Origin of the sequence: Pseudodesulfovibrio cashew (assembly GCF_009762795.1) — a bacterium.
In the GTDB taxonomy this organism is placed as follows: Bacteria; Desulfobacterota; Desulfovibrionia; order Desulfovibrionales; family Desulfovibrionaceae; genus Pseudodesulfovibrio; species Pseudodesulfovibrio cashew.
This window is the reverse complement of sequence record NZ_CP046400.1, coordinates 1,302,895-1,326,209: the sequence shown is the minus strand read 5'-3', so window position 1 is coordinate 1,326,209 and position 23,315 is coordinate 1,302,895. Positions and strand designations below refer to the sequence as shown.

The following is a 23,315-nucleotide window of genomic DNA, read 5'->3' as shown; positions in this document are numbered from 1 at the left end:
CGTCCTTTATTGGGGCTGGTATTGATTTTCAATCCGGTTTACACGCTCCCCATGCCTTCCCGCAACGCCTTTCTCCCTTTCCTTCGCGTCTTCTGCCTCCTGTTCGTCCTCTGCGGGTGGTCCGCGCCCTCCCCTGCCGCGGAGACCGCCCGTTTTCTCTCAGTCATCGACGGCGACTCCCTGCGCATCGAATATCATGGCCGGACGCGAGAACTCCGGCTCATTGGCATCGACGCACCGGAATGGGGCCAGGAGTACGGCACGCAGGCCAAGGCCTTCACTCTCAAGTTCTGCTTCGGACAGACCCTGACCCTGGAGTTCGACAAGGAACGCAAGGACCGCTACGGCCGCATGCTCGCCTACGCATACCTCGGCGACCGGATGCTCAACGAGGCCATTGTCGGTGCCGGGCTTGCCCTGGCCACGGAATATCCGCCCAACACCCGACACAGCGACACGCTCGCCCGCGCCCAGGAGATGGCCAAAGAGAAAAAAAGGGGATTCTGGAGACGGGGCGGACTGAAAGAAACGCCCTACCAGTGGCGCAAGCGACACAGGAGACGATGACGAGGCCGGAGTCACGGCAATGAAAAAGGGGGCGGATGCCCCCTTTGTTTTTCCTTCTACAGCCTCCCTCCCTTGGCCCCGAGCCAGCCGGTGGGGACCACGGATTCGGGCACGCCCTCGCGGGCATCCACCCCCCGGGCCTCGGACAGCTTGTCCTGGTAGGTCCTCCAGCAGGCCTGAGCCAGAGAGGTCGATCCTGACAGCGGATAGGCCAGAGTGGCGGCCAGGCGCGCGGAGAACGTCTCGGCCAGAAGGGCGTCATATTGCCTTGGGTCGGTCTCGCGCCGCACGTAGGAGATGTAGATGGGAGCCTCCTCGTTGCAGAGGATGATGCCGCCCTGGATCTCCCAGTCCATGACCGGAGTGGAGTCCTGGCCGACGATGCGGACGATGCGCAGGAAGTCGGTGGGCAGGGTGTATTTGTATTCACATTTCCACAGGGGAGCCGCCGTTGCCGCGGCCAGCTCGGCCTGGGTCATGGCGCAGTTCCAGGGATGGGTGCGCAGGACCGCGTCGCGCACGGCGGGCCAGCGGTGGTTGCACAGCCCGGCGGCCTTGGACTCGTCGCCAAGGGACATGATGGAGTCTTCGCCCAGGTCCAGCAGCGCGTTATTACAGATTTCAATGATGCTAGTTGCCATGATTCTTTCCTCTTTTCCTTTCAGCTCACCTCCTCGAATTCGGGACGCGGAAAGCATAGCATGCGCTTTTTCCTGCGGATAAAATCGGGCAAAAAAAGGGCATCTTAGGGCGAAAATGGCATGAAATCGGGTGTTGACAACATTTATCCACCTTCCAATGCATTATCCCTTCCATTATAATTGCTTAATTCCATACATGGTGCCAGAGCAGTACTATCGCGGACTGGGGGGGACGCGTTAAAATAGCTGTTTGATTTCCAGATGACGTACGGGAGGATGGTCATGAATTGGAAAGACTGCAAACTCTGCCTTAAATTCGCCATGGGATTCGGCATCATACTGTTGCTTCTTGTATCCCTTGGCGGATGGGCCGTGTTCGGCATCGAAGGCATCGTCGGAAACGCCGAAGAGGTCATCGCCGGAAACGAGCTACGAGGGAATTTCACCCAACGGGTCGTGGACCATTTGAAATGGTCGGAAAAAGTCAACGCTCTGTTGACGGACTCCAATATCAACAAGCTCGAAGTCCAGACAGATCCGCACAAGTGCGCCTTCGGCAAGTGGTACTACAGCGATGCCCGCACCAAGGCTGAAGAGCTGGTGCCCGCCATCAAGCCGCTCATGGCCTCCATCGAGGCCTACCACAACAAGCTCCACCAATCAGCCGTAGCCATCGGCGAAGCCTATGCGCCGGCGGACGTCGAGCTGGGCTCATTCCTGCGGGACAAGAAGCTCGACCACCTCAAGTGGATGGGCCGGATCAAGGATGCCCTCATCAACCCCGATGCCCACTCCACCGACGTAATGACCGACCCGCATAACTGCGCCCTCGGCAAATGGCTTTACTCAGATAAAGTAACCAGGTGGATGCAGGAGGACGCGGAGTTCGGCGCGCTGGTCAAGCATATTTTCAAGCCTCACATGGCCTTGCACGAATCGGCCAAGGATATCGACGCAATGCTGGACGAGGGAGACAGGATCGGAGCCCAGGATTTCTTCCGCAACAGGACTTCAAGCCTGGCCGAGGCCACGCTCGGGGCCATCGATGGCGTCATCGCCCTCAACGACCGGCGGCAGGAAGGGTATGACAAGGCCAAAGACATCTACGCCACGGTCACGGTGCCCGCTCTGAACTCGGTGCAGGAAATCCTCAACAAGGCGACGGCCACCATTGCCGACAACATCATGACGGACAAGGAGATGCTCGACGAAGCCGACCGGACCCTGACCGGCGTCATGATTTTCGGCGTGGCCTCGGTCCTGCTCGGCATATTCCTCGCCTGGATTATTGCCAAGGGCATCATCGGCCCTCTGCAAAAGGGCATCGATTTCGCCAAGGTTGTTTCCAGCGGAGACCTCCGCGCCAAGGTGGACATTTCCCAGAAGGACGAGATCGGCCAGTTGGCCGATTCCCTGTCCGGCATGGCCGCCCAACTCAACCATGTGGTGGGCGAGGTCAACAGTGCCACCGACAGCGTCTCTTCGGGCAGCGAGGAGTTGTCGGCCACGGCACAGGCCCTATCCCAATCGGTGACCGAGCAGGCAGCGTCCATCGAGCAGGTGTCGGCCTCCATGGAACAGATGAGCGCCGGAGTCCGCTCCAATGCGGACAACGCCAGGGAAACGGAGGCCATCGCCTCCGGAGCGGCAACAGGGGCCAAGGAATCGGGCGAAGCGGTCAGCGAGGCCATGGATGCCCTCAAGGCCATTGCCGAACGGATCACCATCATCCAGGAGATCGCCAGACAGACCAATCTGCTGGCCCTCAACGCCGCCATCGAGGCCGCGCGGGCGGGCGAACACGGCAAGGGATTCGCCGTGGTTGCCGCGGAAGTGCGCAAGCTGGCAGAGCGTTCCGGCAAGGCTGCGGAGGAGATCGGCGAGCTCTCGGATACCTCCATGGGAGTTGCGGACAGAGCCGGAAGCATGCTACAGGATTTAGTACCCCAGATCGGCAAAACCGCCGAACTGGTGAAGGAAATTGCTTCCAGTTGTCTGGAGCAGGACAAGGGCGTCACGGAGATAAGTGCCGCAATAGGGCAGTTAGACACCATTGTCCAAAACAACGCATCGGCTTCCGAGGAGATGGCTTCCACCTCCGAGGAACTCTCGGCCCAGGCCCAGATGCTGGCTCAGTCCATGACCTTTTTCACCACCGACAAACAGGATGCCCCTCGCACCCGAAGCGTCGTGGTGAAAAGTCGTGACATTCCGGCGCAAGGGCTGCCCCGGGCGCAAGCAACCCCGCTTTCGGGCGGAGGGTACCGGGGAACGGACGATGAGGATTTCGAAGCGTTTTAATCCCTCCTTTCCACTTTAACCGGAAAGGGGTGTGTCGACGGGGCACACCCCTTTCCTCGTTAAAAGCGGCGGGCCGGGTCCACGTTCCGGCCCATGGAGCCTGTCATGCACCGCCTCGTTCCTCTCGTTCTGGTCCTCCTGACCGCCGCCAGCGGATTTGCCGCTCCTTTCGAGACCGTACTCAAGACGGCCAATACAACGGACAAATACCTTTTCTACCTCCACGGAGCCATTCTGGAGGAAACAGGGAAAAATGGCGTCAGCCCACGCTACGGCCCTTATCTCTACGACAATATCGTCAAGGAATACGAGGACCGGGGACTGGTGGTTATCGAAGAGGTGCGGGGCAGGGTCAATCCCTACCGATACGCTGACAGAATCATCGGGCAGATCCGTCGCCTCAAGGCTGCCGGCGTTCCGCCCGACAACATTACCGTTGCCGGGTTCTCCAAAGGCGGACACATCGCGCTGCTCATCGCCTCCTCCCTTGGCGACCCCGCCGTGGGCTTCGTGATCATGGCAGGCTGCGGTCACGGCCAGGGAGGCTACCTGTTCGACCAATTCCTGAAGCGGAAGCGGGGGGCACGGCTCAAGGGCCGCCTCTACTCGATCTATGCCGGAAGCGACATGGTCGCAGGGTCATGCCGCCAGGCCACGGCGCAATCATCGGGAAAGGGGTTGACCTTCCGGGAAACCCGGATCAAATCCAACAAGGGGCACGGTCTCTTCTACCAACCCCGGCCCGAATGGATTCAGCCAACGGCCATCTTTGCCAAGGGAGGACGCTGATGCAACTGGACGTACCCTTCCTGCCGGACTCCGGCTACGCGGAGTTTCTGGCCGAACGGACCGGACGGCTCGCCTCGGTCCACTTCAGCCTCTTCGACCCGGCCCTGGCAGACGCCAGGCCGCGCATGGAACGCCACGCGCCCGAAGACCTGGCCCGGGCTCTCAAACCCCTGGACGGAGTTCCCAAGTTCGTCCTGCTCAACACCCGGCTGCACCGGCCCGAGGCCTATTTTTCCGCCGAAGTCCTGGCTGCCGCCGCCGCACGGCTCGACTACCTGGCGGACGAGGCCGGTATCCAGGGGCTGATCTTCGCGGACCCGTATTACCTCCAGGCCTTGTCGGACGCCCATCCCGGCGTGGCCGAAAAGCTGGAGGCCGTCATCTCCATCAATGCCATGCCCGACTCTCCCCGGCGAATATTCGCCATGTTGGACATGATCGCGGGGACCGCCTTTCGCCAACCCTCCAGGCTGGTCCTGGACCGCTCCCTGAATCGCGACTTCAACCGGTTGCGGGACACGGTTCGTGAAATCCGGAAACTCTATTCCGGCATGCGCTTCCTGCTCATGGCCAATGAGGGATGCCTGCCCGCCTGTCCGTACAAGCCCGCACACGACGCGCATTTGGCCATGTCCGTGGCCGGATTGTGCCGGGATCGGACCTTCGCCATAAACCACGACCTGGGCTGCATCCGGCGCTTCCTCGACGATCCCGGCCTGCTCCTGGCCTCGCCCTTCATCCGGCCAGAGGACATGGGACGCTATTGCGACATTGTGGACGGAATCAAGCTCTGCGGCAGGACCAGGGGCGCTGATTTTCTTGGCCGCGCGGTGGACGCCTACCTGGAGGGGCACTATCCCGGCAACCTGCTGGACCTCATGGACGCCATGGGCGACCTGGCCGACCGCATCGACCTGCCCAACGCATCGATACCCCTTGAATTCTTCGAGAAGACGGCGCAATGTTCCGGAGCATGCCGCGCTTGCGGATGGTGCGCATCACTGGCAGACTCTCTCATATGTCGGAAGGAACCGAAGCTGCCGCATCTCAGCGAGTTGTCCGACAAGCCTTCCAGACGCTGATCTGTCCCGGAATTCCCGCAAGAAGGTCACTAAATCCGCGTGTCAGGCACTATCCGCGCCGTGAGAGGAAGCATTTTCCTCTAAAGGCGGTGTTCAAACCCCCGGCAATGGGGTATGGAGTCACTTTCAAGACCAAAAGGAGCAACGACATATGAAAAAATCACTCGGAGCCAAAACCCTGGCCCAACCCACTCCCGTCTGGGCTGTGGGCGCATTCGACGAGGACGGCAAACCCAACGCCATGATCGCGGCCTGGGGCGGCATCGCCTCATCCCAGCCTCCCGCCATGACCGTGTCGGTGCGCCCGTCCCGCCACACTTATGCGGGCATCATGAAACACAAGGCGTTCACCATCTCGATCTGCAATGAGGCCATGGCCGCAGAGGCCGACTACCTCGGCATGGCCTCCGGCAAGAATGAGGACAAGCTCGCCAGAGCCGGACTGACCGCCGTGAAAAGCGACGTGGTCAACGCCCCCTACATCGACGAATTCCCGCTGGTCATCGAGTGCACCCTCCTGGAAACCCATGAGGTGGGGGTCCACACCATGCTCATCGGCGAAATCAAGGACGTGAAGTGCGACGAGGACAAACTCATCGACGGCAAGCACCCCGACGTGGAAAAAATTCTGCCGCTCATCTTTTCCCCGGGCGCCCGCGACTACCACACCGTGGGCCGACGTGTGGGCAAGGGATTCGACATCGGCAGGAAATACCTCAAGGACTAGGCCCGGTCATGCGGCGCACGTTCGGTTTCCTCCTCCTCGCGCTCCTGGTGCTGGTCGGTTGTTCACCCCGGACAGTCAGCCCTCCCGTGGCCGACCTGACCCGACTGGTTCAGGACGCCGGGGCGTATCACGGCCTCGCGCCGGACGTGCCGCTGCTGACAGTGAAGGTCCAGCAGGCGGCTGCGAAACGATTCCTGACCGCCCACTTCGCCCCCTGGGAACGGAACGAGCCGGGCTATCCGGCGAGTGAAGCGTTTTGGGGGCTGACCACCTATGCGAACAAGGACCTGTACGGAGAGAACACCTTGCGCCGCTCGACGGCCTGGCTGGACGAGATGCGTCGCCAGTGCCGCGTGGACGAATACCCGTCCCTGAACCGGCGGGCCATAGCCGTGGCCAACACCGCCATGCGGGTCCTGCCCACGGCCCACCCCGCGTTCTTTGATTTCAGCCTGGCGGGCGAAGGCTATCCCTTCGACTACATGCAGAATTCCCTGGTCCTGGCCGGAACGCCGCTTCACGCCACCCACCTGAGCGCGGACCGCGCCTGGGTGCTGGTGGAATCCCGTTTCGCCTTCGGCTGGGTCCCTGTGCGGGATGTCGCCTGGGTGGACAAGACCGTCATGGACGCATTCCGCAGCGGCGCCTATGCCGCCGTGGTCCGGGACGGTCTCTCCATCCTGGATCGTGAGGGCCTCTATCGATTCACCGGCTACGTGGGCACCCTCCTGCCGGTAGCCCGGCGCGAGGGCGAGGTGAACATCTGCCTGATCCCGGTGCGGGACCGACAGGGCAACGCCGTGCTGGAAGAGGCCATACTGTCGGATCAATCGGTCCGACCGTGGCCCCTGCCCGCCACTCCGGCCAACTTTGCCAAGGTGGCAAACGTCATGCTCGGCAGGCAGTACGGCTGGGGCGGGCTTTATGAAAACCGGGACTGCTCGGCACTGACCATGGACCTGATGGCCGCCTTCGGCATTTACCTGCCGCGCAACTCCAGCCAGCAGGTCAAAAAAGGGACCTACGTCCCGCTCGATGGCATGCCGAGAAAGGACAAGAAACGGTTCATCGCGGCCACGGCCACCCCGTTCCTGTCCCTCATCCGCAAGCCGGGACACATCATGCTTTACATCGGGCAGCAGGACGGTGATCCCGTGGTGCTTCACGCGGCCTGGGGCCTGAAAACCAAACGAAGCGGCCTCTATGGACGTAAGGTCATAGGCCGCGCGGTCATCACCACCCTGGAGCCGGGCATCGAACTGCCGGACCTGGCTCGGCCTGACGGCCTCTACATCGAAGCCGTTTCGGGGATGACCACCCTGCCCGGCCCGGAGATCAGGCCGTGACCAGGCACGCCGCGCCTTTCCTGCTCTCCCTCCTGCTGCTGGCCGGAGGCTGTGCGGCGCGGACCGCCCACGAGGAGGCCCCGCCTCTCGTCCCCCACGACACGCCCGAGCTCTCCGTCACCACCCGAATCACCGGCATGGATCAGTATGCCGGGGAAGGCATCCTGGCCCTCGACACCGAAGACGGCGCTTACGTCATCGGCCCCGAGGTTCCCGGAAGGATGAAAGAGGCCGTGTACGAGCGGCTTGCCGACGCCCACGGACAGACCGTCACCATCCGCTACTTCGACATGGAGGCCACGAACAGAACCGTGGCCCACCGGAGGGTGACCGGCCTGGTCATCGGTGAGGACGAATTCAGCCTCGCTCCATGACGCCCGTTTTTTGACGAAAGGGCCCCTTTCGAGGGACATGGTCCCGAACGCGTCCGCTTCCAGGACCGGTTTTGCAGGATTTCCAGGAAAAGGCACGCGGTATGCAGATTTCGAGGCATGAAACGTCTCGTCCCGGCCATACTCGTCACCGCCGTTCTCCCGGCCCTGTCCGGCTGCCTGCTGATCAGCGGCCTGCTGGGCGGCATCGGCCTGGTCACCACAGGCCCCCTCCAGTACGCCGGGACCGCCTACACCGTGGCGGAATACTCCTATGAATACGCGGTCAACGGCAGGACGCCGGATGAGGTGCTGGAGGCAAAGGTCGAGTTCCTGTTCGGGGAAGAGGAGCCCCCGGCAAGGCCTGCTCCCACGCTGACGGCGGGCGCGACGGAAGTTGCCCTGCCCTCTCTCCCACCCCTTGCGGCAGAGGCTGAGGTTCCCGGACCTGTAATCCTGGCCGAAACGCTCCCGCCGCCGATCGTCCGTAAGGAACGCACTCCCCTGCCGTCCCCGGCGAAAACAATCGCCGTCAGGGCCATGCCGCGCACTACGCCAAAGGCCGCACCGCGGGTTCCACGCCCCACCAGAGTGGCAAAATCTCGGCCCGAACCGCATTTCACCTATGTGTCGCACCGTCCCGACCCCCTGCGCTCCCGACTGGATCGCCTGGAGCAGGGACTGGCCGAGGCCGAACGCATCGCCATGGCCTCGCCCGAGACAGGGGTCCGCTGCTCCGCCGGACATAGGGATGCCGGACAAACCGGAACCGAAGTCAGCGGCTCCTGGTCCATCCGGCATCCGGTCAACTGGACATTCCCCGTTTCCGCGCAAGGGGTAAACATCCCTCGCGACGGTTCCCTACAATTCGTCTCTCCCGGCTAGGCGGTCCTCGTCGCATCCGGAGCCATAGACGAAATGGCCGATGTTGCGGTCTCGCTGCTCCCGTATCCAGCGGCGCAGGTCGTCCGGCAGGGCGCGCCAGGTACCCTTTGCCCCACGCTTCCAGGCAGGGAGGCCGTGTTCCTTGACCAGGTCATGGATGTTCTTGGGGTTTTCGCCCACGGCATCACATATTTCGCGGGCCCCCTTGAGACAGAAGTCGTTCACGCCGCCTCCCTGGAGACATCCCTGACGACAAGGGAGAACTCGTCCTCTCCAGCCAGTTCTGCCATGAACTCGGCAACGGTCCGTCCGGAGTCGAGCACGGCGCGACACCCCTCCAGGGAACCGAATCGCCTCCCCAGAAGCACACACCCGCGAGTATCTCCGGCCACATTGCCGGCATGCAACAGAATGTGCGAGCGGCCCGGCACATCGGCAATCTGGAATGTCTCCCCGAAATGAGGTGAATGCACGCGACGGCACACGTAGCGCCCGGCCGGAATGCAGGAGACATTCTCGGCGTTTCCCAGGTCCTGAGGCTCCAGGGTTACGCACCAGGCCTTGCCGTCAAGCCGCAGCACGCCGAAGGTGCCGTCTTCGCCTTGCTCTATTCGAAGTAAGTCCAATGATTTCATTCTATTTTCCTCCTGAGTTCCCGATCTGGACACGCCCTTAATAGACGTTTGACTATTTAAAAGTCAACAAATTTTGACAAATATCTTTAGACATCTGCCCAATAAAGTGTATAACCAGGTGGAAATCCGCACCATTCAACGGAGACTAGCATGGGCTTCACTGACGACGTACGCGACGCGCTCAACAGCCGCATCGGCAAGGGAAAGCGCTACCCCAACAACAAGCGCATGGCCGACGACCTCGGCATCGACCCCTCTCAGCTCAACCGGTTCCTGAAAAAGGAACGAGGACTGAACACGGACTCCCTGGGCCATATCCTCGACCGCCTCGGCGCGACCGTCTCCTTCGGGGACGAACCCGGGGACGCGGCCAGAGAGGTCTGCTTCCAAAGCCCCCCGGAAGGACGGGACAACGGCAACTCCCCCGTCCTGGAACCCGAGGACTACATGGCCGTCCCCCTGACGGCAGCAGCCGTGGCGGCGGACCCGGGCCTGATCCCGGAGGAACGAATCGGTGGATGGGTTCTGGTCTGGCGACACCAGGAGTCGCTCCGCTTCCGCTCCAACCTGGTGGCCGTGGAGGTGGACAGGAGCGAGCAGGCCATGGCGCCCGCCCTGCAACCGGGGGACATAGCGCTGGTGGACCGCAACGACCGCGACCCCGCCCCGGCCGGCAGGATCATGCTCGTGCGCGAGCCTGGAGAAAACGGCGCAACCTTGCTCCGCCGGGTCTGCACCAAGCGGCTGGACAACGACCTGGAGCTGGTCTTCTACTCGGACAACAGCCGTGAGTTCCCCCCCGCCACCTATCGGCTGGAGCGAGATTACAACGGCGACATTTCCCGGGCCATCGGCGGCAACGTCGTCTGGGCCTGGAGCGACATGAGCCGCAAATAGCCAATCAGCATTTACCGGAGCTTTTTATGATAGACAAAAAACAAACTTTGTCTTTAAGCCAATCCGCGATCCTTTGTACAATTCTCTTGCTCTCCCTTACCGGAGCCGCCAGCGCCTCGGCCGGGCATCCGGCCCTACCCGACATGGAGGACCTCGCGCTCAGGCTGGCCGACCCGCAAGACCGCTCCGTACGCACCGAAGCCGCTCTGGAGTTGAGACTATACGGACAGGAGGCACAAGCCCCGCTCACCGCCCTGTACCGGAAAGGAACCACCGCACAACGACGCGGCGCGGTCATCGGCCTGGCCCTGCTGCCATACCCCGGCCTGGCTTCGGACACCCTGCTCAGCGCCCTGGGCGACCCTGACCCGTCGACCAGATCCATGGCCGCGCACGGCCTTGCCATCCTGGGGAGCAACGCTGCTCCGTGGCTTGCGGCAAGGTTGGAGAGCAGCGACTTCCGGGTACGCAACGCTGCCGCCTTCGGTCTCAGGCTGATGGGCGCGGGAGCAGTGGATGCGCTGAGCCACGTCCTCGCCTCCGGAGACACCTTTGCCAGGGCCAAGGCCGCCTGGCTCCTCGGAACCATAGGCCCGGAGGCATCGCGAGCGATCCCGGCATTGATTCGGGCCCTCGATACCGAGGACGAACGGGCCATGCACGTCATCGCCGAGGCCGTTGATCTTATCGGGCCGGACCCGGCCGTGGCCCTGCACCACCTGCCCCTCATCGGCGCGACAGGCTCCTGCGTACCGGGACGCATAGGCAGCAAGGCCGCACCCGTACTGGTGCGCCTGCTCTCCCGTCCCGGAACGCCGCTCGCCCAGTTCGCCTTCAAGGCTCTGGCCGACATCGGCGCTCCTGCTGCCCCTGCCCTGCGCCGGGCAATCGGGCAGGGCTCCTTCGGCCAGCAGGTAGCGGCGGCGCTGCTGCTAGTGGAGATTGACCCGAACGTGGTCGGCGCGTTACCCGAAAAAGTGCTCTCGGCCCTGCAAGGGGTCAAGCACCACACCAAACCGTAAGGAGACACATGCCCAACCTTATCTATTCTCTCATCTGCTCGGACCTGATCATCGACAAGGACTCCAGCTCCACGTCCTTCATCAGGACCATCGAGCACGCCGTGGTCCCGGAACTGCCGGCCATGCTCCCCCCGGTGTACTTTGCCAGCCTCTGGGAGATGGACGGCCAGGGAACCCCGTTCACCGTCTCCCTGACCCTCACTCCGCCGGAAGGCGAGCCCACCCTGCTCGGCATCCAGGAGATCACGCCCGGACAGACCGTGCTGCACAAAATGAACTTCCAGCTCCCCGGCCTCCAGGTGGACAGGGAAGGCCGCCACACCCTGGGGGTGGCGGTCAAGGAAGGTGACGCATGGAACACTCTGGCGGAGCTGCCTCTTTTCGTGTTCAAGACGGAAAACGCGTAAGAATCGTTCCAACTCGCAAAAAGGCGCCCCATACTGAATTGTATGGGGCGCCTTTTTGCCGTTCGACTACAGCATTCCATTAAAACAATATATTACCCGGCACTACAACAATACAGGCTCCGCTTTTTGCATCACAAGTACATGCAACACCATGTCAGCGGCAAAATATTATAGAATAAAAAAATAAAAAATCAAAGTAAAATAGGTGATTACGTACTAAAATTGGCAATATCAGCTGGACTTTTACCCCCGTCTTCCTTATTTATAAATCGCTTTTACGATATTTATAGAAACAACTAAACCATGGCGGCCGGGCAATGCAGCAGTGCACCTTTGGGCCACCATGCGGGAGCATAGTGCAACAAGCCATGATTTTGATACGCAAGGGCGACAAACCATTGCCGTCGGCCAGGGCCCTCCGCAATGCCGGATTCCACCTCTCGGAAGCCGTGGCCCCCGGGGGGACACAACTTCCCCCGGCAGACTCGGCTGGTCGCACGAAAAAAACCGCCCCCTGCGGAACGAATCCGGCGGGGGGCGGTTGTAAAGACGTCGCTTGCCTGACGCGCAGGGAGACTTAAAGAATGTCTTCGTATCCCTCAATCGCCGAGTCCACATCCATGCCCTGGTGCACGATCCGGTTGAGGACCTCCACCAGCCGAGTGGGATCGGCGTGCTGGAAGACGTTGCGTCCCACGGAGAGCCCTGCCCCGCCCGCGTCAATGGAAACCCGGACCATATCCAGGAAATCACGGGTGGAATCGAGCTTCGCCCCTCCGGCAATAACAACGGGCACGCAGGCGCAGTCCACCACGTGGGCGAAGGTTTCGGCGTCGCCGGTGTAATTGACCTTGACCACGTCCGCTCCCAGTTCGGCCCCGACGCGGGCGCAGTGGGCCACGACCTCGGGATCATATTCGTCCTCGACCTTGGGACCGCGCGCATAGACCATGGCCAGAAGCGGGATGCCCCATTCCGAGGCGGAAGCGGCCACGCTGCCCAGGTCGCTGAGCATCTGCCCTTCGGTCTCGTCGCCCAGGTTGACGTGCACGGAGACACCGTCCGCTCCAAGGCGGATGGCCTCCTCAACGGTGGTCACCAGCCGCTTGACGTTGGGAAACGGCGACAGGCAGGTTCCGGCGGACAGGTGGACGATGCACCCGAAGTCCCGGCCCTGCATGCGGTGGCCGAGCTTGACCTGGCCTTTGTGGACCAAGCCGGCGTTGGCGCCTCCGGCCACAAGGTTGGTCACCGTGTCGCGCATTTTCTCAAGCCCTGCGATGGGCCCGACGGTCACGCCGTGGTCCATGGGCACGATGATGGTTTTTCCGGTGTTCCGGTTGAAAATCCTCTCCAGACGTATGGCTTTGCCGATATGCATCCTGAACCTCTTTGACGTGGCGGGTTTGTCTGTCCGTAATGACAAATGCTTCGTTTGATGGCACATCACATAATACACTCGCCCGAAAGAAGAAAGTCCAATCGGGCCGCCGGGGGCGGTTTGCTCCCGCCGGGGACTTCCGGGCGCAATTTATTGACTCCTACGGGAGAAATATGGGAAGGTCCGTCCAATAGGCGGACTTCGTCCGGCATTGAGGGTAGAATGACCGAAGAAAGAGCATACGAATCCATATTTGTGGCCAGGCAGCCCATTTTCGATGAACGCAACGAAACATGGGGCTACATGCTGCTTTTCCGCGACTCCGACAACGCGGACCGGGCCGTCTTCACCGACGACTCCGAGGCGACCATGAACCTGGTGGCCAACCTGCCCCTCTGCGGCGGCCTGGGCGGCGATCGTGCCCGCCTGATGATTCACTTCACCCCGGATGATGTCATCAGAGGCGTTCACAACGCCATCCCCTGGGCCAACACGGTCATCATCCTGGAGGAGACCGCCGAAGCCGGCCCGGAGCTGATGACGGCCATCGTGGATCTCAAGAAATCCGGCTACGAAATCGCCATCAACAACTTTGAAGGCAGGTCAGGGTGCGAATCCCTGGCAGAGGCCGCAGACATCCTCATCGTCGACATACACGGCAAAAAGGATGCGGCCCTTGTCGCCATCGCAGGCATGGCCATGAAGCTCGGCTCGCCTCAGGTCCTCGCCAAGCGCGTTGAGGACGCCGAAGAGCTCGAGCGGGCCAAGAAGGCCGGCTTCAACCTCTTCCACGGTTACTTTTTCAAGTCCCCCTCCACCGAGTCCGGGCGCAAGATCACTTCCGCCGAGGCCACCCGCCTCAAGCTGTTCAAGATCATCGAGCGGGACGAGCCCGACTTCGACGCGCTGGCCACGGCCATCGAGGCGGACGTGTCCATTTCCTACAGGCTGCTCAATTTCCTCAATTCCGCCAATTTCAGCTTCGCCACCAAGGTCACCTCCATCCGCCAGGCCGTGGTCCTGGCAGGCTGGAAGCCCATCCGCAACTGGCTGCGGCTGATCATCCTCACGGACATGACGCCCACGGAAAAGAGCAAGGAGCTCTCGTACATCTCCGCACACCGGGCCAAGCTATTTGAAACAGCGGCCCTGGGTGGAGGCTACGAGGAGGAGTCCGACAAGCTCTTCATGCTCGGTCTCTTCTCCCTGCTGGACGCCATGCTCGACACCCGCATGGAGTCCATCGTCGAGCACCTGCCCGTGGATGACCAGGTCAAGGCCGCCCTCTGCGGAAAGAGCAACCGTTACAGCCTCTGGCTTGAGCTCGTGCGGGCCATTGAGAACTCCGACTGGGACGAAGTCGGCATCAAGGCCAAGGCCCTCAACCTTCTGCCCGGCACCGTCGCGGTCAGCTACCAGCACGCCTTTTCCTGGGCGGACACCTTCTTCGCAGGGGAAACGGCGGAGGAGTGACGCCGTTCCGACACCGAACCAGGAAATACCCTTTACGCCACTCCGCTCTTGACATGCGCGCTCCGGTCCTTAATAACCTGTGATGATTGCTTCGCCCGCCGCAAAGGGTGGACGCCGACCGCGAGAGAAGAAAATCCATGGCATACAAATACGTCTTCGGGCCCGTACTGAGCGGGCGGCTGGGCCGCTCCCTGGGGCTGGACCTGCTGGGTGACCGCATCTGTTCCATGAATTGTATTTATTGCGAGGTCGGGGCGACCAGGAACCTGACCTTCGAACGCAAACCGTATGTTTCGGCGGCGGACATCCTTATTGAACTGGCGGCCTGGAAGGCGGAGGGACTGACCCCGCCGGACGTGGTGACGCTGGGAGGACTGGGCGAGCCATGCCTTAACTCGGAGATGGCGGACGTCATCGCCGGGGCAAGGACCCTCTTTCCCGGCACGGACATCGCGGTGCTGACCAACGCGACCCTGATGACCGACCCCGAGGTACGGGCGGAACTGGCCCTGGCGGACATTGTCCTGCCGAGCATGGACTCCCTGGTGGAAATGGAATTTTGCTGCGTGAACCGTCCCTGCGGGGAGGTTTCGCCCGAAGCCGTGGCCCAGGGACTGCTGAAATTCAGAAAGGAATTCAGCGGGAAGATATTTTTGGAAATTTTGCTTGTCGAGGGAGTCAACGACTCTGACGAAAACCTCGGCTTGCTGACGGATTTTTGCAAGCGGCTCAAGCCCGACCGGGTGGACGTGGTGACCACAACCCGCCCCGGAACGGTCAAGGGAACACGTCCCGTGGAACGGGACACTCTCAGCCGCTGGCGCGCTGAACTGGAAATGGGCAAGTGTGCAACCTGCCCAGCCGAAGTTGCGGATTGCGAGGTCATGCCCCAGGAACACCTGGTTGCCCTGGTCAAGGCCTCCCTGCTCCGCAGACCGCAGACAGTTCCCCAAATGGCAAAGGCCCTGAACGCGGATCAGAAACTGATCCGCCGGGCTGTGGAAGCTCTCGTATGCGGGGGCGACGTCGTCTCCCGGGAAGACCGGGGTGAGACCTTCTACCACGGCACAGGCCACGTCCTGGAGGAATAGCGCTCCATGAAACAACTTTTTTATCACGAGGTTATTCATGACCGCAAAGAAGAAACGGCAGAAGATGTTCATCTCCGTGCTGCCGGGAGAACAGGTTGAAGTAGTCATCGCCGAAGAGGGCAAGGTCAACGAGTATTACGTTGAAATGGTCCACCAGGCAAAGACCAAGGGTAACATCTACAAAGGCTACATCCACAACATCGACAACGGCCTCCAGGCCGCGTTCATCAATTACGGCGCCGAACGCAACGGATTTCTCCAGATCGACGAGGTCCACCCGGAATACTACATAGGCAGCCCGGCCACCAAGAAGGGGCAGCGCTTCCCGCTGATGCAGAAGGTGCTCAAGCCCGGCCAGGAGATCCTGGTTCAGGTGGTCAAGGAACCCACCGGGAAGAAGGGCGCCTTCATGACCTCCTATCTCTCCCTGCCCGGCCGCTCCTTCGTCTACACCGTGGGCCGCTCGCAGATGGGCGTCTCCCGCAAGATTGAAAATGAAAAGGAACGGGTCCGCCTGAAAAAGGTCCTCGAATCCTTTGAGACCACCGAGGGCGTGGGGCTCATCGCCCGCACCGCCGCCGTGGGCCAGTCAAAGGCCGCCCTGGAGCGCGACTTCAAGTATCTCAACCGCCTCTGGACCGACATCCGGGCCAACGCCCAAAAGGAAAAGGCTCCGGCCATGGTCTATCAGGAGCTGGGCCTGGCCGCCCGCGCCGTGCGCGACTACCTGACCAGCGACGTGACCGAAATCTGGGTGGACGACGCCGAGACCTTCGAGCAGGTCCAGCAGTTCGTCAAGCTCGCCTTCCCGCGCAAGAACAACCTGGCCAAGCTCCACGAGGACACCGACCTCTCGCTGCTGGAGCGGTTCAACCTGGTCAAACAGGTGCAGGAAATATACTCCCGCGAGGCGTCCATGCCTTCGGGCGGGCGGCTCGTGTTCGACGCCACCGAGGCCCTGACCGCCGTGGACATCAACTCCGGCAAAATCGGCGGCGAACGGAATTTCCAGAAGATGGCGCTCAAGACCAACGTGGAGGCCGCGCGAGAGATCGCACGCCAGCTCAGGCTGCGCGACATCGGAGGCCAGGTGGTCATCGACTTCATCGAGATGAAGAGCGCCAAGGACTGCCGCGAGGTAGAGAAAGTCATGCGCGCCGAGATGAAAAACGACCGCGCCCGCACTGACGTGAGCCGCATCTCCTCCTTCGGACTCATGGAGCTGGTCCGCCAGCGCCTGGGGTCATCGGCAATCGCCATCTCCACCGAGCCCTGCCCCTGCTGCAAGGGCACCGGCATCCGCCGTAACATGGAATGGCAGGCCCTCCAGGCCCTCAAGGAGATCCACCGGGACATCCGCAAGCCCACCGTGGACGTGGTGGACTACACCTGCGAGGAGGAACTGGCCATCTACCTGCTCAACAACAAGCGCAAGATCCTGGCCGAACTGGAGGAATCCTTCGGCAAGAGCGTGCACATCGACATCGAATACGAGTACGACGAATAGTCGCCGGACCGCACTAGAAGCAATAAAACAAACGCCCGCGCCATAATGGCGCGGGCGTTTGTTTTCATGAAAGAGCCGTCGGAAAGCCTGTTAGCGGATACGCAGCAACGCTCCGTAAAAGAACTCGTTCAGAGGGGAATCGGACGGAGTGGACCACTCGGTCTCCAACACCGCGCCGGGCTGGGCTTCCAGAAAGTCGCGGATAAGTCCCTCGTTTTCATCAGGGTTAAGCGTGCAGGTGACCACTGCGATCAGTCCGCCGCGCTTCACCCGCTGGGCCGCGTTGTCCAGAATCTCGGTCTGGAGCTTCACCAGATCGTCCAGATCCCGTGTCTTGCGCTTCCACTTGGTGTCGGGCCGCCGGGAGAGCACGCCCAGGCCGGAGCAGGGAAGATCGAGGAGTATGGTCGCGGGCTTGTGAGGCGGGACCGCCGTGGCCGCGTTGGCCTCGAAGGTCTCCACGTCCGGCAACTCGCGATGCAGGGCTGACAACCGCCCGGAGTGCGGGTCCGAGGCAAAGACCTTGCGCCCCTTTTCCCGGAGAATTCGCGTCTTGCCGCCGCGTCCGGCGCAGGCGTCCCAGACCGGGTCGCCCCAGGTGTCGGGCCGTAGCGCCTCCAGTGCCTGGCGCGCGGCGAACGACTGCCGGGCCAGGGGCGGGCCGGGCACGCCGTCGATCTGCATGCCTGGCGGAAGGGCAAACGAAAACCCTTCGATGTCGATGACCTCCGGAGCCGAGGCCAGTTCGGAAAAAATCTCGTCCGCGTAGGGATGCCCGTACAGATTGATGCCCACGGCAGGCGGCTTGAGCTGAGCCTCCAGGTAGCGCGTGGCCTGCTCTTCCCCGTAGGCCCGCCACCAGAGGTCGGAGAGCCACTGCGGGCAGGAATACCAACGGGTCAGAAACTCGGGCAGGGAGGCGTCCTTGCGATAGTAGTCGGGATCATGGGCGGTGTCGCCCAGCTCGCCCACACGCCGCAGCACGGCGTTGAACAGACCCGAGAACCGGGAGCCGGGCTTGGATTTGGAAAACTCCACGGCCCAGTCCACCGAGGCGTAGGTCGGCACCTTGTCGAGAAAGAGGATCTCGTAAGCGGCCACGCCCATGGCAAGGTGCATCTTGGGAGGCAGCTTGCCGGGGTCCTTGAGAAACCGGGAGAGGACGTAGTTGAGGCGGCCCTTGAGCCGGAGGTAGCCGTAGGACAACTCCGTGGCCAACCCCGCGTCGCGCGGATCGACCGCGTCATGGGAGAGGGCCGTGTCCAGGGCGGCCTGAATGTCCTGTTTGGAAAACAGGCAACGGTAAAGTGCTTCAAGCGCCACCCGCCTCGCCGGAGGAAGGGGCTTGGGAGAACGTACTTGCATATCTCTCCCCTTACGCGCAGTTGCGAACCGGCGCAAGTGACGGTTTGGCGAAGAACAAAAAAGGCTTATTCAACACCTGTCGCCGAAGGAAACGCAGAAAACGGTTTTTCGACGTGAGGCCCATAAAAGGAGCGAGGGTTAGCGTGATGGCGGCGGGTTATGCGCAGCCATCGGCGCAGGCAAGCCCAATTTCGCGAAAACTCGCCGGATGCCCCCAGTGGGAGATACCGTCAAATCAGGCGTCCCAGTTCTGGACTTCGACGATGTTCCCCTCGGGATCGTAGAGATACTGCACCGTCAGGACACCCACTCCCGGGACCTCCTGGGAAGTCAGTTCCCCCACGGCCCTGCCGCCGTTGGCGATGACCGCCTCGGCAACGGCGGCCACGTCATCCACCAGAAAGGCGATGTGGGAAAAGCCCGGCGTGTTCGGACGGACGTCCGGATGATCCGGCATGGCGTCGTATTGGAAAAGTTCCAGAGTCGGGCCGCCCTCGCCGAAGCCGGGCAGGCTCATGTGCATGCCCGTGATATGCGCATCGTCCAGGCCGGTAACCCCGTCCAGCCACCTACCGGATAAATCCCTGGCGGACAGGGGCTTGCACCCGAAGACCTGCTCATAAAACTCGGCCAGCCGCTTCCAGTCGCGGGCGATCAGGTTGGTGTGAACGTATTTGATGCTCATTTTTTCTCCCGTCAGTCCCTTCCTGCCCGCACCATACGGATCACCTCGTAGGAATGCCGCCCCTCCAGACTCTCGAAAACCGGCCCCAAAGCCGTAATACCTTTGTTGCGGAAGTCGGCCAGGGTGTCGCGGATTGCCAGCAACTCCTTCTCGGGCAGGCCGAGCACGTCGCGGTAATCGATCTTGCCCCACTGGACTGCCTGTGTCAGATGCCGCCAGATGGATGCGGGCTTGAGAGCGCGCCGCACGGCCACGGCGTCGATGTCCCGCAGATTGAGGAAAAGCTCCAGGGACTCCTGCGCCGTTGGCGAAAATTCGCGTTGTTTGCTCTGCTGCTTTTCCCGCTGCTCCCGGCGCTCCAGGGGAATTTCGGGCACACTCTCGGGGCGCCCATGCTCGGCCTCGTGCGCCTGGAGGGCCTCCAGAAAGACCTGCCCGTAGTGTTCCAGCTTGACCGCGCCCACACCGGAAATGCAACCCATGGAGGCCGTATCGCAAGGCCGGTAGCGGACCAGCTCCAGCAGGGTTTTGTCCGGGAAGATGGCATAGGGCGGCACGGACTGCTCCTCGGCCACGGACAGGCGCACCCCGCGCAGGGCCTCGAACAGGGCCTCGGCCTCTTGAGTGTTCAGGACATCGTCCGCATTCAACCGCAGGCGCGCCTTTTTCTTCAGCCGCTTGGGCGCGGCAGGGTCGGTGCGGAAGCGGACCGGTCGCTCGCCCTTGAGCACTGGCCAGGAACGCTCGTTGAGGGTCAGGGCGTTGAACCGTTCCAGGTCCACTGAACAGAGGCCGTTGGCCAGCAATTGACGGTAGACGGACTTCCACTGCTCCTGGCTCAGCTCGGTGCCGATGCCGAAGGTGGACACCTGATCGTGTCCGAAGCTCACGATGCGGTCGGTCCGTTTTCCGGCCAGCACCTGGGCCAGGTAGTTGACCCCGAAGCGCTGCTCGGTGCGAAAAATATTGGAGAGCGCCTTCTGTGCGGCCACGGTGCCGTCCCAGGTTTCCACCGGGCTCAGGCAGTTATCGCAGTTGCCGCACGGCTCGATGTCCTCGCCGAAATAGGCCAGCAACGCCTGGCGGCGGCACCCGGCGGTCTCCAGAAAGGCGAACATGGACCCGAGCTTGGCGGCCTCCACCCGCTTGCGCGTGTCCGCAGCCTCGCCCGAGTCGATCATGGAGCGGAGGATGGCGATGTCCTGCATGCCGAAGCACATCCAGGCCGAGGCGGGCAGGCCGTCGCGCCCGGCGCGTCCAGTCTCCTGGTGGTAGGCTTCCAGGGACTTGGGCGGCTCCAGATGGGCCACAAAGCGGACGTTGGGCTTGTTCACGCCCATGCCGAAGGCCACGGTGGCGACCATGACCACGCCCTCCTCGCGCATGAACCGCTCCTGGTTGGCGTAGCGCTCGGCCTGGGGGAGCCCGGCGTGATACGGCAGGGCCGTGATGCCGTTATCCACCAGAAACTGGGCGGTCTTCTCCACCTTCTTGCGCGAGATGCGGTAGACGATGCCCGCTTCGCCGGGGTGGTTGTCCCGAATGAAGCGCAACAGCATCTTCCGCCCGTTGTTCTTGGGCTGCACCGCGTAGGTAATGTTGGGCCGGTCGAAGCCGGTGGCGAACACCTCGGCCCGCTCCAGCCGGAGGTTGGCCACGATGTCCCGCTGGGTGGGCGCGTCCGCCGTGGCCGTCAGGGCCAGGCGGGGCACGCCGGGGAAGCGGTCGTGCAGCACGGAAAGCTGCATGTATTCGGGCCGGAAATCGTGACCCCACTGGGAGACGCAGTGGGCCTCGTCAATGGCGAAGAGGCACGGATTGCACCGTGCCAGGAAATCCATGAAGCCGGGCTTGAAGAGCCGCTCCGGGGCCACGTAGAGCAGGTCGAGCTGCCCGGTCTCCAGGCGCTGCTCCACATCGCTGGCCTCGTAGGGGTCAAGGGAGGAGTTCAGGCAGGCCGCGCGCACGCCCATCTGGGTCAGGCCGCGCACCTGGTCCTGCATCAGGGCAATGAGCGGCGAAATGCAGACCCCTACGCCGGGCCGGAGCATGGCCGGAATCTGGTAGCAGAGAGACTTACCCCCGCCTGTCGGCATGAGCACCAGGGCGTCCCCGCCCGCCATGACGCGGTTGATGATCGGCTCCTGCAGGCCGATAAAGCCGTCGAAGCCGAACACTGAACGCAACAGGGAGTGAGGCGAGACCGAAGAAGTATCCTGGGGAGCGGGCATGGCCTGCGAGCGTAGGCCAATCGGTTGCGGTTGGCAATGAAGGGATCAGGATTAATGCCAGGCGGCGTCGCTTATGGAATCGGGGACGCTCCTATGCCTGCGAAGAGGCCATGGATAATCCGCGCGAAAAGGGTGAAATTGGACGTTGACAGGGGTGGAGATTGTGGGTGCAGGCGCGGGGAGGAGAGCCGATGTTGGAGCGTTCCGCTCCTCCACCTCCGGGAATCGCGCTTGCAGCGCGCGAGAGCCGGGTTTGGGGGCTGCGCCCCCAAAAGCCCTCCATGCCCTCCCGGCGGGGTCCATTTCTTTTGCTGCGCCAAAAGAAATAGACGAAAGAAAAGGCGCTTGGAGCATCATCCCCGCCCCAGTGCTCCCTGGCGAGAATCTCATCCAACCCGGTCGGCTCCGGACTTCGTTGAGTGGGACGCTCTGCCAGCTTTACCATTCGGAGGCCGTCCAACTCCGTGCGGGTCCCGGCACAAGAGCCGCCGCCCGGTTTGGTGAGCTTCTAGGCCCGTGAGCAAGGAGCTGACTGCGTACCTCTGGATGGATAGGCGAAGCGCCGAATAGATCTTTCAAATTCAAACAGAGGTGCTAGCGCGACTTGGTGGGTGAAGGGCAATTGCCGCCCACAGCAAGTTACCAACTACCCGGCAACAAGCGGTAATCGAGCTCGGGGCATAGAGCCGCTTGGCACGGCTGAAGTGTAGCCCGAAGCGCGACTGCATGGCAGGCTTTCGATTTCCGGGCAGCGGAAGCCGTGTTAGCGGCTCTTGGCCACGAGATCGCGCTGCAGCACAAAAAAGCCGATCTTTTTGCTTCCTTTTTGGAGCGGCCCAGCCAAAAAGGAAGTCGGCCCGGAGGGACGAAATCCTCAAAACAATTATCGCCGCCTGAAAGGCGGCCTCCTTTTCCTCTTCATCCTCCTTCCATCCTCCCCACATCCCCCCTACCCCCTTATCCCTTGACTTCCGGCCCCACCCACCGTACCGAAGGCCATAATTCACAGGAGGGGGGAAACGCATGATCGAACCCGGACAACTCATTTTACTGATAAGCCACAAAGGCAAACGTTACCTGCGCAAGCTGGAGGCGGGCGGCGAGGTTCACACCCATGACGGGAAGCTCCTCATGGACGAGGTGGCCGAGGCGGGCTTCGGCCAGTACGTCAAGACCCACCTGGGCCGTCCGTACCTGATCCTCAAGCCCACCCTGCACGACCTGATCAAGGGCGTGAAGCGCCAGACCCAGATCATGTACCCCAAGGAGATCGGCTACCTGATGATGAAGCTGGGCATCGGCCCCGGCTCCACTGTCATCGAGTCCGGTACGGGCTCAGGCGGCCTGACCACGGCCCTGGCCTGGTTCGTGGGCGACACCGGCAAGGTCATCACCTACGAACGCCGCGCCGATTTCTTCAAGCTCGCGGGCAAGAACCTGGAGCGCGTGGGCCTCGCCCACCGCGTGGAGCAGGTCAACCAGAATATCGAGGACGGCTTCCTGCACTCTGGCGCGGACGCCCTCTTCCTGGACGTGCGCACCCCGTGGGAATATCTCCACTCCATACCGGATGCGGTCATCCCTGGTGCCATGTGCGGCTTCCTGCTGCCCACGGTCAACCAGGTATCCGACCTGCTGCGCGGCCTGGAAGACGGCCCCTTTGCCGACCTGGAAGTCCTGGAAATCCTGGTCCGCCGCTGGAAGCCCGTGGCCGACCGACTGCGCCCGGACGACCGCATGGTGGCCCACACCGGCTTCCTGGTCTTCGCCCGCTACATGGAGCCGCCCAAGGCCGCCCCTGCGCCCGAACTCGCGCCTGAACCGGCGGAGACACCCGCGCCCGCCCCGGAAGAACTCCCCGGGGATGAAGACGAAACCAGTCCCGACGACGAATAAATGACAAGGCCCGCTT

22 protein-coding genes are annotated in these 23,315 nt (G+C 62.2%); 15 read left to right on the top strand and 7 right to left on the bottom strand.

The features are described from left to right. Window positions 1-21 precede the first annotated feature (21 nt). Window positions 22-567 carry a thermonuclease family protein gene (locus GM415_RS05885; protein ID WP_242012370.1) on the top strand — a complete coding sequence of 182 codons (546 nt, stop codon included), beginning with the start codon at window positions 22-24 and terminating at the stop codon, window positions 565-567. 56 nt (window positions 568-623) lie between these two features. Here GM415_RS05885 and GM415_RS05880 read toward each other — a convergent pair whose 3' ends face one another. Further along, a complete protein-coding gene (locus GM415_RS05880) occupies window positions 624-1,208 on the bottom strand; it encodes a phage connector family protein (protein WP_158946890.1) in 585 nt (194 codons plus the stop codon). 282 nt (window positions 1,209-1,490) lie between these two features. Between GM415_RS05880 and GM415_RS05875 the strand changes: the two genes are divergently transcribed. The 7 genes from GM415_RS05875 (at window position 1,491) to GM415_RS05845 (ending at window position 8,709) form a co-directional block, all read left to right on the top strand. After that, window positions 1,491-3,509 (top strand): methyl-accepting chemotaxis protein, encoded by a 2,019-nt coding sequence (locus GM415_RS05875; RefSeq protein ID WP_158946889.1) that lies wholly within the window; start codon window positions 1,491-1,493, stop codon window positions 3,507-3,509. A 105-nt stretch (window positions 3,510-3,614) separates the two neighbouring features. Then, window positions 3,615-4,298, top strand: a complete 684-nt coding sequence (locus tag GM415_RS05870; protein ID WP_158946888.1) for an alpha/beta hydrolase — start codon at window positions 3,615-3,617, stop codon at window positions 4,296-4,298. After that, window positions 4,298-5,380, top strand: a complete 1,083-nt coding sequence (locus GM415_RS05865; RefSeq protein ID WP_158946887.1) for a hypothetical protein — start codon at window positions 4,298-4,300, stop codon at window positions 5,378-5,380. Before GM415_RS05870 ends, GM415_RS05865 begins: the two co-directional genes overlap by 1 nt. Before the next feature lie 151 nt (window positions 5,381-5,531). Further along, on the top strand, window positions 5,532-6,107 hold the full coding sequence (locus tag GM415_RS05860; RefSeq protein WP_158946886.1) for a flavin reductase family protein: 576 nt from the start codon (window positions 5,532-5,534) through the stop codon (window positions 6,105-6,107). Window positions 6,108-6,115: 8 nt separating this feature from the next. Beyond that, window positions 6,116-7,453 carry an NlpC/P60 family N-terminal domain-containing protein gene (locus GM415_RS05855; RefSeq protein WP_158946885.1) on the top strand — a complete coding sequence of 446 codons (1,338 nt, stop codon included), beginning with the start codon at window positions 6,116-6,118 and terminating at the stop codon, window positions 7,451-7,453. Then, window positions 7,450-7,827, top strand: coding sequence for a hypothetical protein (locus GM415_RS05850; protein WP_158946884.1), 378 nt, complete (start codon window positions 7,450-7,452; stop codon window positions 7,825-7,827). The genes GM415_RS05855 and GM415_RS05850 overlap by 4 nt, the downstream gene beginning before the upstream one ends. Before the next feature lie 117 nt (window positions 7,828-7,944). After that, window positions 7,945-8,709, top strand: a complete 765-nt coding sequence (locus GM415_RS05845; protein ID WP_158946883.1) for a hypothetical protein — start codon at window positions 7,945-7,947, stop codon at window positions 8,707-8,709. Here the strand turns inward: GM415_RS05845 and GM415_RS05840 are convergent. Then, complete coding sequence (locus tag GM415_RS05840) at window positions 8,686-8,934, bottom strand: helix-turn-helix domain-containing protein (RefSeq protein WP_158946882.1); 249 nt, start codon at window positions 8,932-8,934, stop codon at window positions 8,686-8,688. The genes GM415_RS05845 and GM415_RS05840 overlap by 24 nt on opposite strands. Further along, entirely contained in the window at window positions 8,931-9,344 is a 414-nt protein-coding gene (locus GM415_RS05835) for a DUF5675 family protein (protein WP_158946881.1), read from the bottom strand. Before GM415_RS05835 ends, GM415_RS05840 begins: the two co-directional genes overlap by 4 nt. A 150-nt stretch (window positions 9,345-9,494) precedes the next feature. Between GM415_RS05835 and GM415_RS05830 the strand changes: the two genes are divergently transcribed. The 3 genes from GM415_RS05830 to GM415_RS05820 all read left to right on the top strand — a co-directional run bounded on the left by GM415_RS05830 (window position 9,495) and on the right by GM415_RS05820 (window position 11,670). Then, window positions 9,495-10,241, top strand: a complete 747-nt coding sequence (locus GM415_RS05830; RefSeq protein WP_158946880.1) for a S24 family peptidase — start codon at window positions 9,495-9,497, stop codon at window positions 10,239-10,241. Between the two features lie 86 nt (window positions 10,242-10,327). Beyond that, on the top strand, window positions 10,328-11,263 hold the full coding sequence (locus GM415_RS05825) for a HEAT repeat domain-containing protein (RefSeq protein ID WP_158946879.1): 936 nt from the start codon (window positions 10,328-10,330) through the stop codon (window positions 11,261-11,263). An 8-nt stretch (window positions 11,264-11,271) separates the two neighbouring features. After that, a complete protein-coding gene (locus GM415_RS05820) occupies window positions 11,272-11,670 on the top strand; it encodes a hypothetical protein (RefSeq protein WP_158946878.1) in 399 nt (132 codons plus the stop codon). Window positions 11,671-12,247: 577 nt separating this feature from the next. Here GM415_RS05820 and GM415_RS05815 read toward each other — a convergent pair. Next, entirely contained in the window at window positions 12,248-13,051 is an 804-nt protein-coding gene (locus GM415_RS05815) for a 2-amino-3,7-dideoxy-D-threo-hept-6-ulosonate synthase (RefSeq protein ID WP_158946877.1), read from the bottom strand. A 222-nt stretch (window positions 13,052-13,273) separates the two neighbouring features. Between GM415_RS05815 and GM415_RS05810 the strand changes: the two genes are divergently transcribed. The 3 genes from GM415_RS05810 (at window position 13,274) to GM415_RS05800 (ending at window position 17,122) form a co-directional block, all read left to right on the top strand. Continuing rightward, on the top strand, window positions 13,274-14,524 hold the full coding sequence (locus GM415_RS05810; protein WP_158946876.1) for an EAL and HDOD domain-containing protein: 1,251 nt from the start codon (window positions 13,274-13,276) through the stop codon (window positions 14,522-14,524). A 137-nt stretch (window positions 14,525-14,661) separates the two neighbouring features. After that, window positions 14,662-15,615: a radical SAM protein gene (locus tag GM415_RS05805; RefSeq protein WP_158946875.1), complete on the top strand. Its 954-nt coding sequence runs from the start codon at window positions 14,662-14,664 to the stop codon at window positions 15,613-15,615. A gap of 37 nt (window positions 15,616-15,652) precedes the next feature. Then, on the top strand, window positions 15,653-17,122 hold the full coding sequence (locus tag GM415_RS05800; protein WP_158946874.1) for an Rne/Rng family ribonuclease: 1,470 nt from the start codon (window positions 15,653-15,655) through the stop codon (window positions 17,120-17,122). 90 nt (window positions 17,123-17,212) lie between these two features. On the opposite strand, the gene GM415_RS05795 is transcribed toward GM415_RS05800, so the two are convergent. From GM415_RS05795 to recQ, 3 genes are all read right to left on the bottom strand, one after another. Then, the gene (locus GM415_RS05795) at window positions 17,213-18,487 is read right to left on the bottom strand and encodes a transcription antitermination factor NusB (protein WP_158946873.1); all 1,275 of its coding nucleotides are present in this window, start codon (window positions 18,485-18,487) and stop codon (window positions 17,213-17,215) included. Between the two features lie 235 nt (window positions 18,488-18,722). Beyond that, on the bottom strand, window positions 18,723-19,172 hold the full coding sequence (locus tag GM415_RS05790) for a VOC family protein (RefSeq protein WP_158946872.1): 450 nt from the start codon (window positions 19,170-19,172) through the stop codon (window positions 18,723-18,725). Between the two features lie 11 nt (window positions 19,173-19,183). Continuing rightward, a complete protein-coding gene (recQ, locus tag GM415_RS05785) occupies window positions 19,184-21,403 on the bottom strand; it encodes a DNA helicase RecQ (protein ID WP_158946871.1) in 2,220 nt (739 codons plus the stop codon). A gap of 1,023 nt (window positions 21,404-22,426) precedes the next feature. Here recQ and GM415_RS05780 point away from each other — a divergent pair. Further along, a complete protein-coding gene (locus tag GM415_RS05780; protein ID WP_158946870.1) occupies window positions 22,427-23,299 on the top strand; it encodes a tRNA (adenine-N1)-methyltransferase in 873 nt (290 codons plus the stop codon). Window positions 23,300-23,315 lie beyond the last annotated feature (16 nt).

Coding starts and splice junctions, on each gene's coding strand:
- GM415_RS05880 (WP_158946890.1), bottom strand. CDS start 1,208: ATGGCAACTAGCATCATTGAAATCTGTAATAACGCGCTGCTGGACCTG.
- GM415_RS05875 (WP_158946889.1), top strand. CDS start 1,491: ATGAATTGGAAAGACTGCAAACTCTGCCTTAAATTCGCCATGGGATTC.
- GM415_RS05870 (WP_158946888.1), top strand. CDS start 3,615: ATGCACCGCCTCGTTCCTCTCGTTCTGGTCCTCCTGACCGCCGCCAGC.
- GM415_RS05865 (WP_158946887.1), top strand. CDS start 4,298: ATGCAACTGGACGTACCCTTCCTGCCGGACTCCGGCTACGCGGAGTTT.
- GM415_RS05860 (WP_158946886.1), top strand. CDS start 5,532: ATGAAAAAATCACTCGGAGCCAAAACCCTGGCCCAACCCACTCCCGTC.
- GM415_RS05855 (WP_158946885.1), top strand. CDS start 6,116: ATGCGGCGCACGTTCGGTTTCCTCCTCCTCGCGCTCCTGGTGCTGGTC.
- GM415_RS05845 (WP_158946883.1), top strand. CDS start 7,945: ATGAAACGTCTCGTCCCGGCCATACTCGTCACCGCCGTTCTCCCGGCC.
- GM415_RS05835 (WP_158946881.1), bottom strand. CDS start 9,344: ATGAAATCATTGGACTTACTTCGAATAGAGCAAGGCGAAGACGGCACC.
- GM415_RS05830 (WP_158946880.1), top strand. CDS start 9,495: ATGGGCTTCACTGACGACGTACGCGACGCGCTCAACAGCCGCATCGGC.
- GM415_RS05820 (WP_158946878.1), top strand. CDS start 11,272: ATGCCCAACCTTATCTATTCTCTCATCTGCTCGGACCTGATCATCGAC.
- GM415_RS05815 (WP_158946877.1), bottom strand. CDS start 13,051: ATGCATATCGGCAAAGCCATACGTCTGGAGAGGATTTTCAACCGGAAC.
- GM415_RS05810 (WP_158946876.1), top strand. CDS start 13,274: ATGACCGAAGAAAGAGCATACGAATCCATATTTGTGGCCAGGCAGCCC.
- GM415_RS05805 (WP_158946875.1), top strand. CDS start 14,662: ATGGCATACAAATACGTCTTCGGGCCCGTACTGAGCGGGCGGCTGGGC.
- GM415_RS05800 (WP_158946874.1), top strand. CDS start 15,653: ATGACCGCAAAGAAGAAACGGCAGAAGATGTTCATCTCCGTGCTGCCG.
- GM415_RS05795 (WP_158946873.1), bottom strand. CDS start 18,487: ATGCAAGTACGTTCTCCCAAGCCCCTTCCTCCGGCGAGGCGGGTGGCG.
- GM415_RS05790 (WP_158946872.1), bottom strand. CDS start 19,172: ATGAGCATCAAATACGTTCACACCAACCTGATCGCCCGCGACTGGAAG.
- recQ (WP_158946871.1), bottom strand. CDS start 21,403: ATGCCCGCTCCCCAGGATACTTCTTCGGTCTCGCCTCACTCCCTGTTG.
- GM415_RS05780 (WP_158946870.1), top strand. CDS start 22,427: ATGATCGAACCCGGACAACTCATTTTACTGATAAGCCACAAAGGCAAA.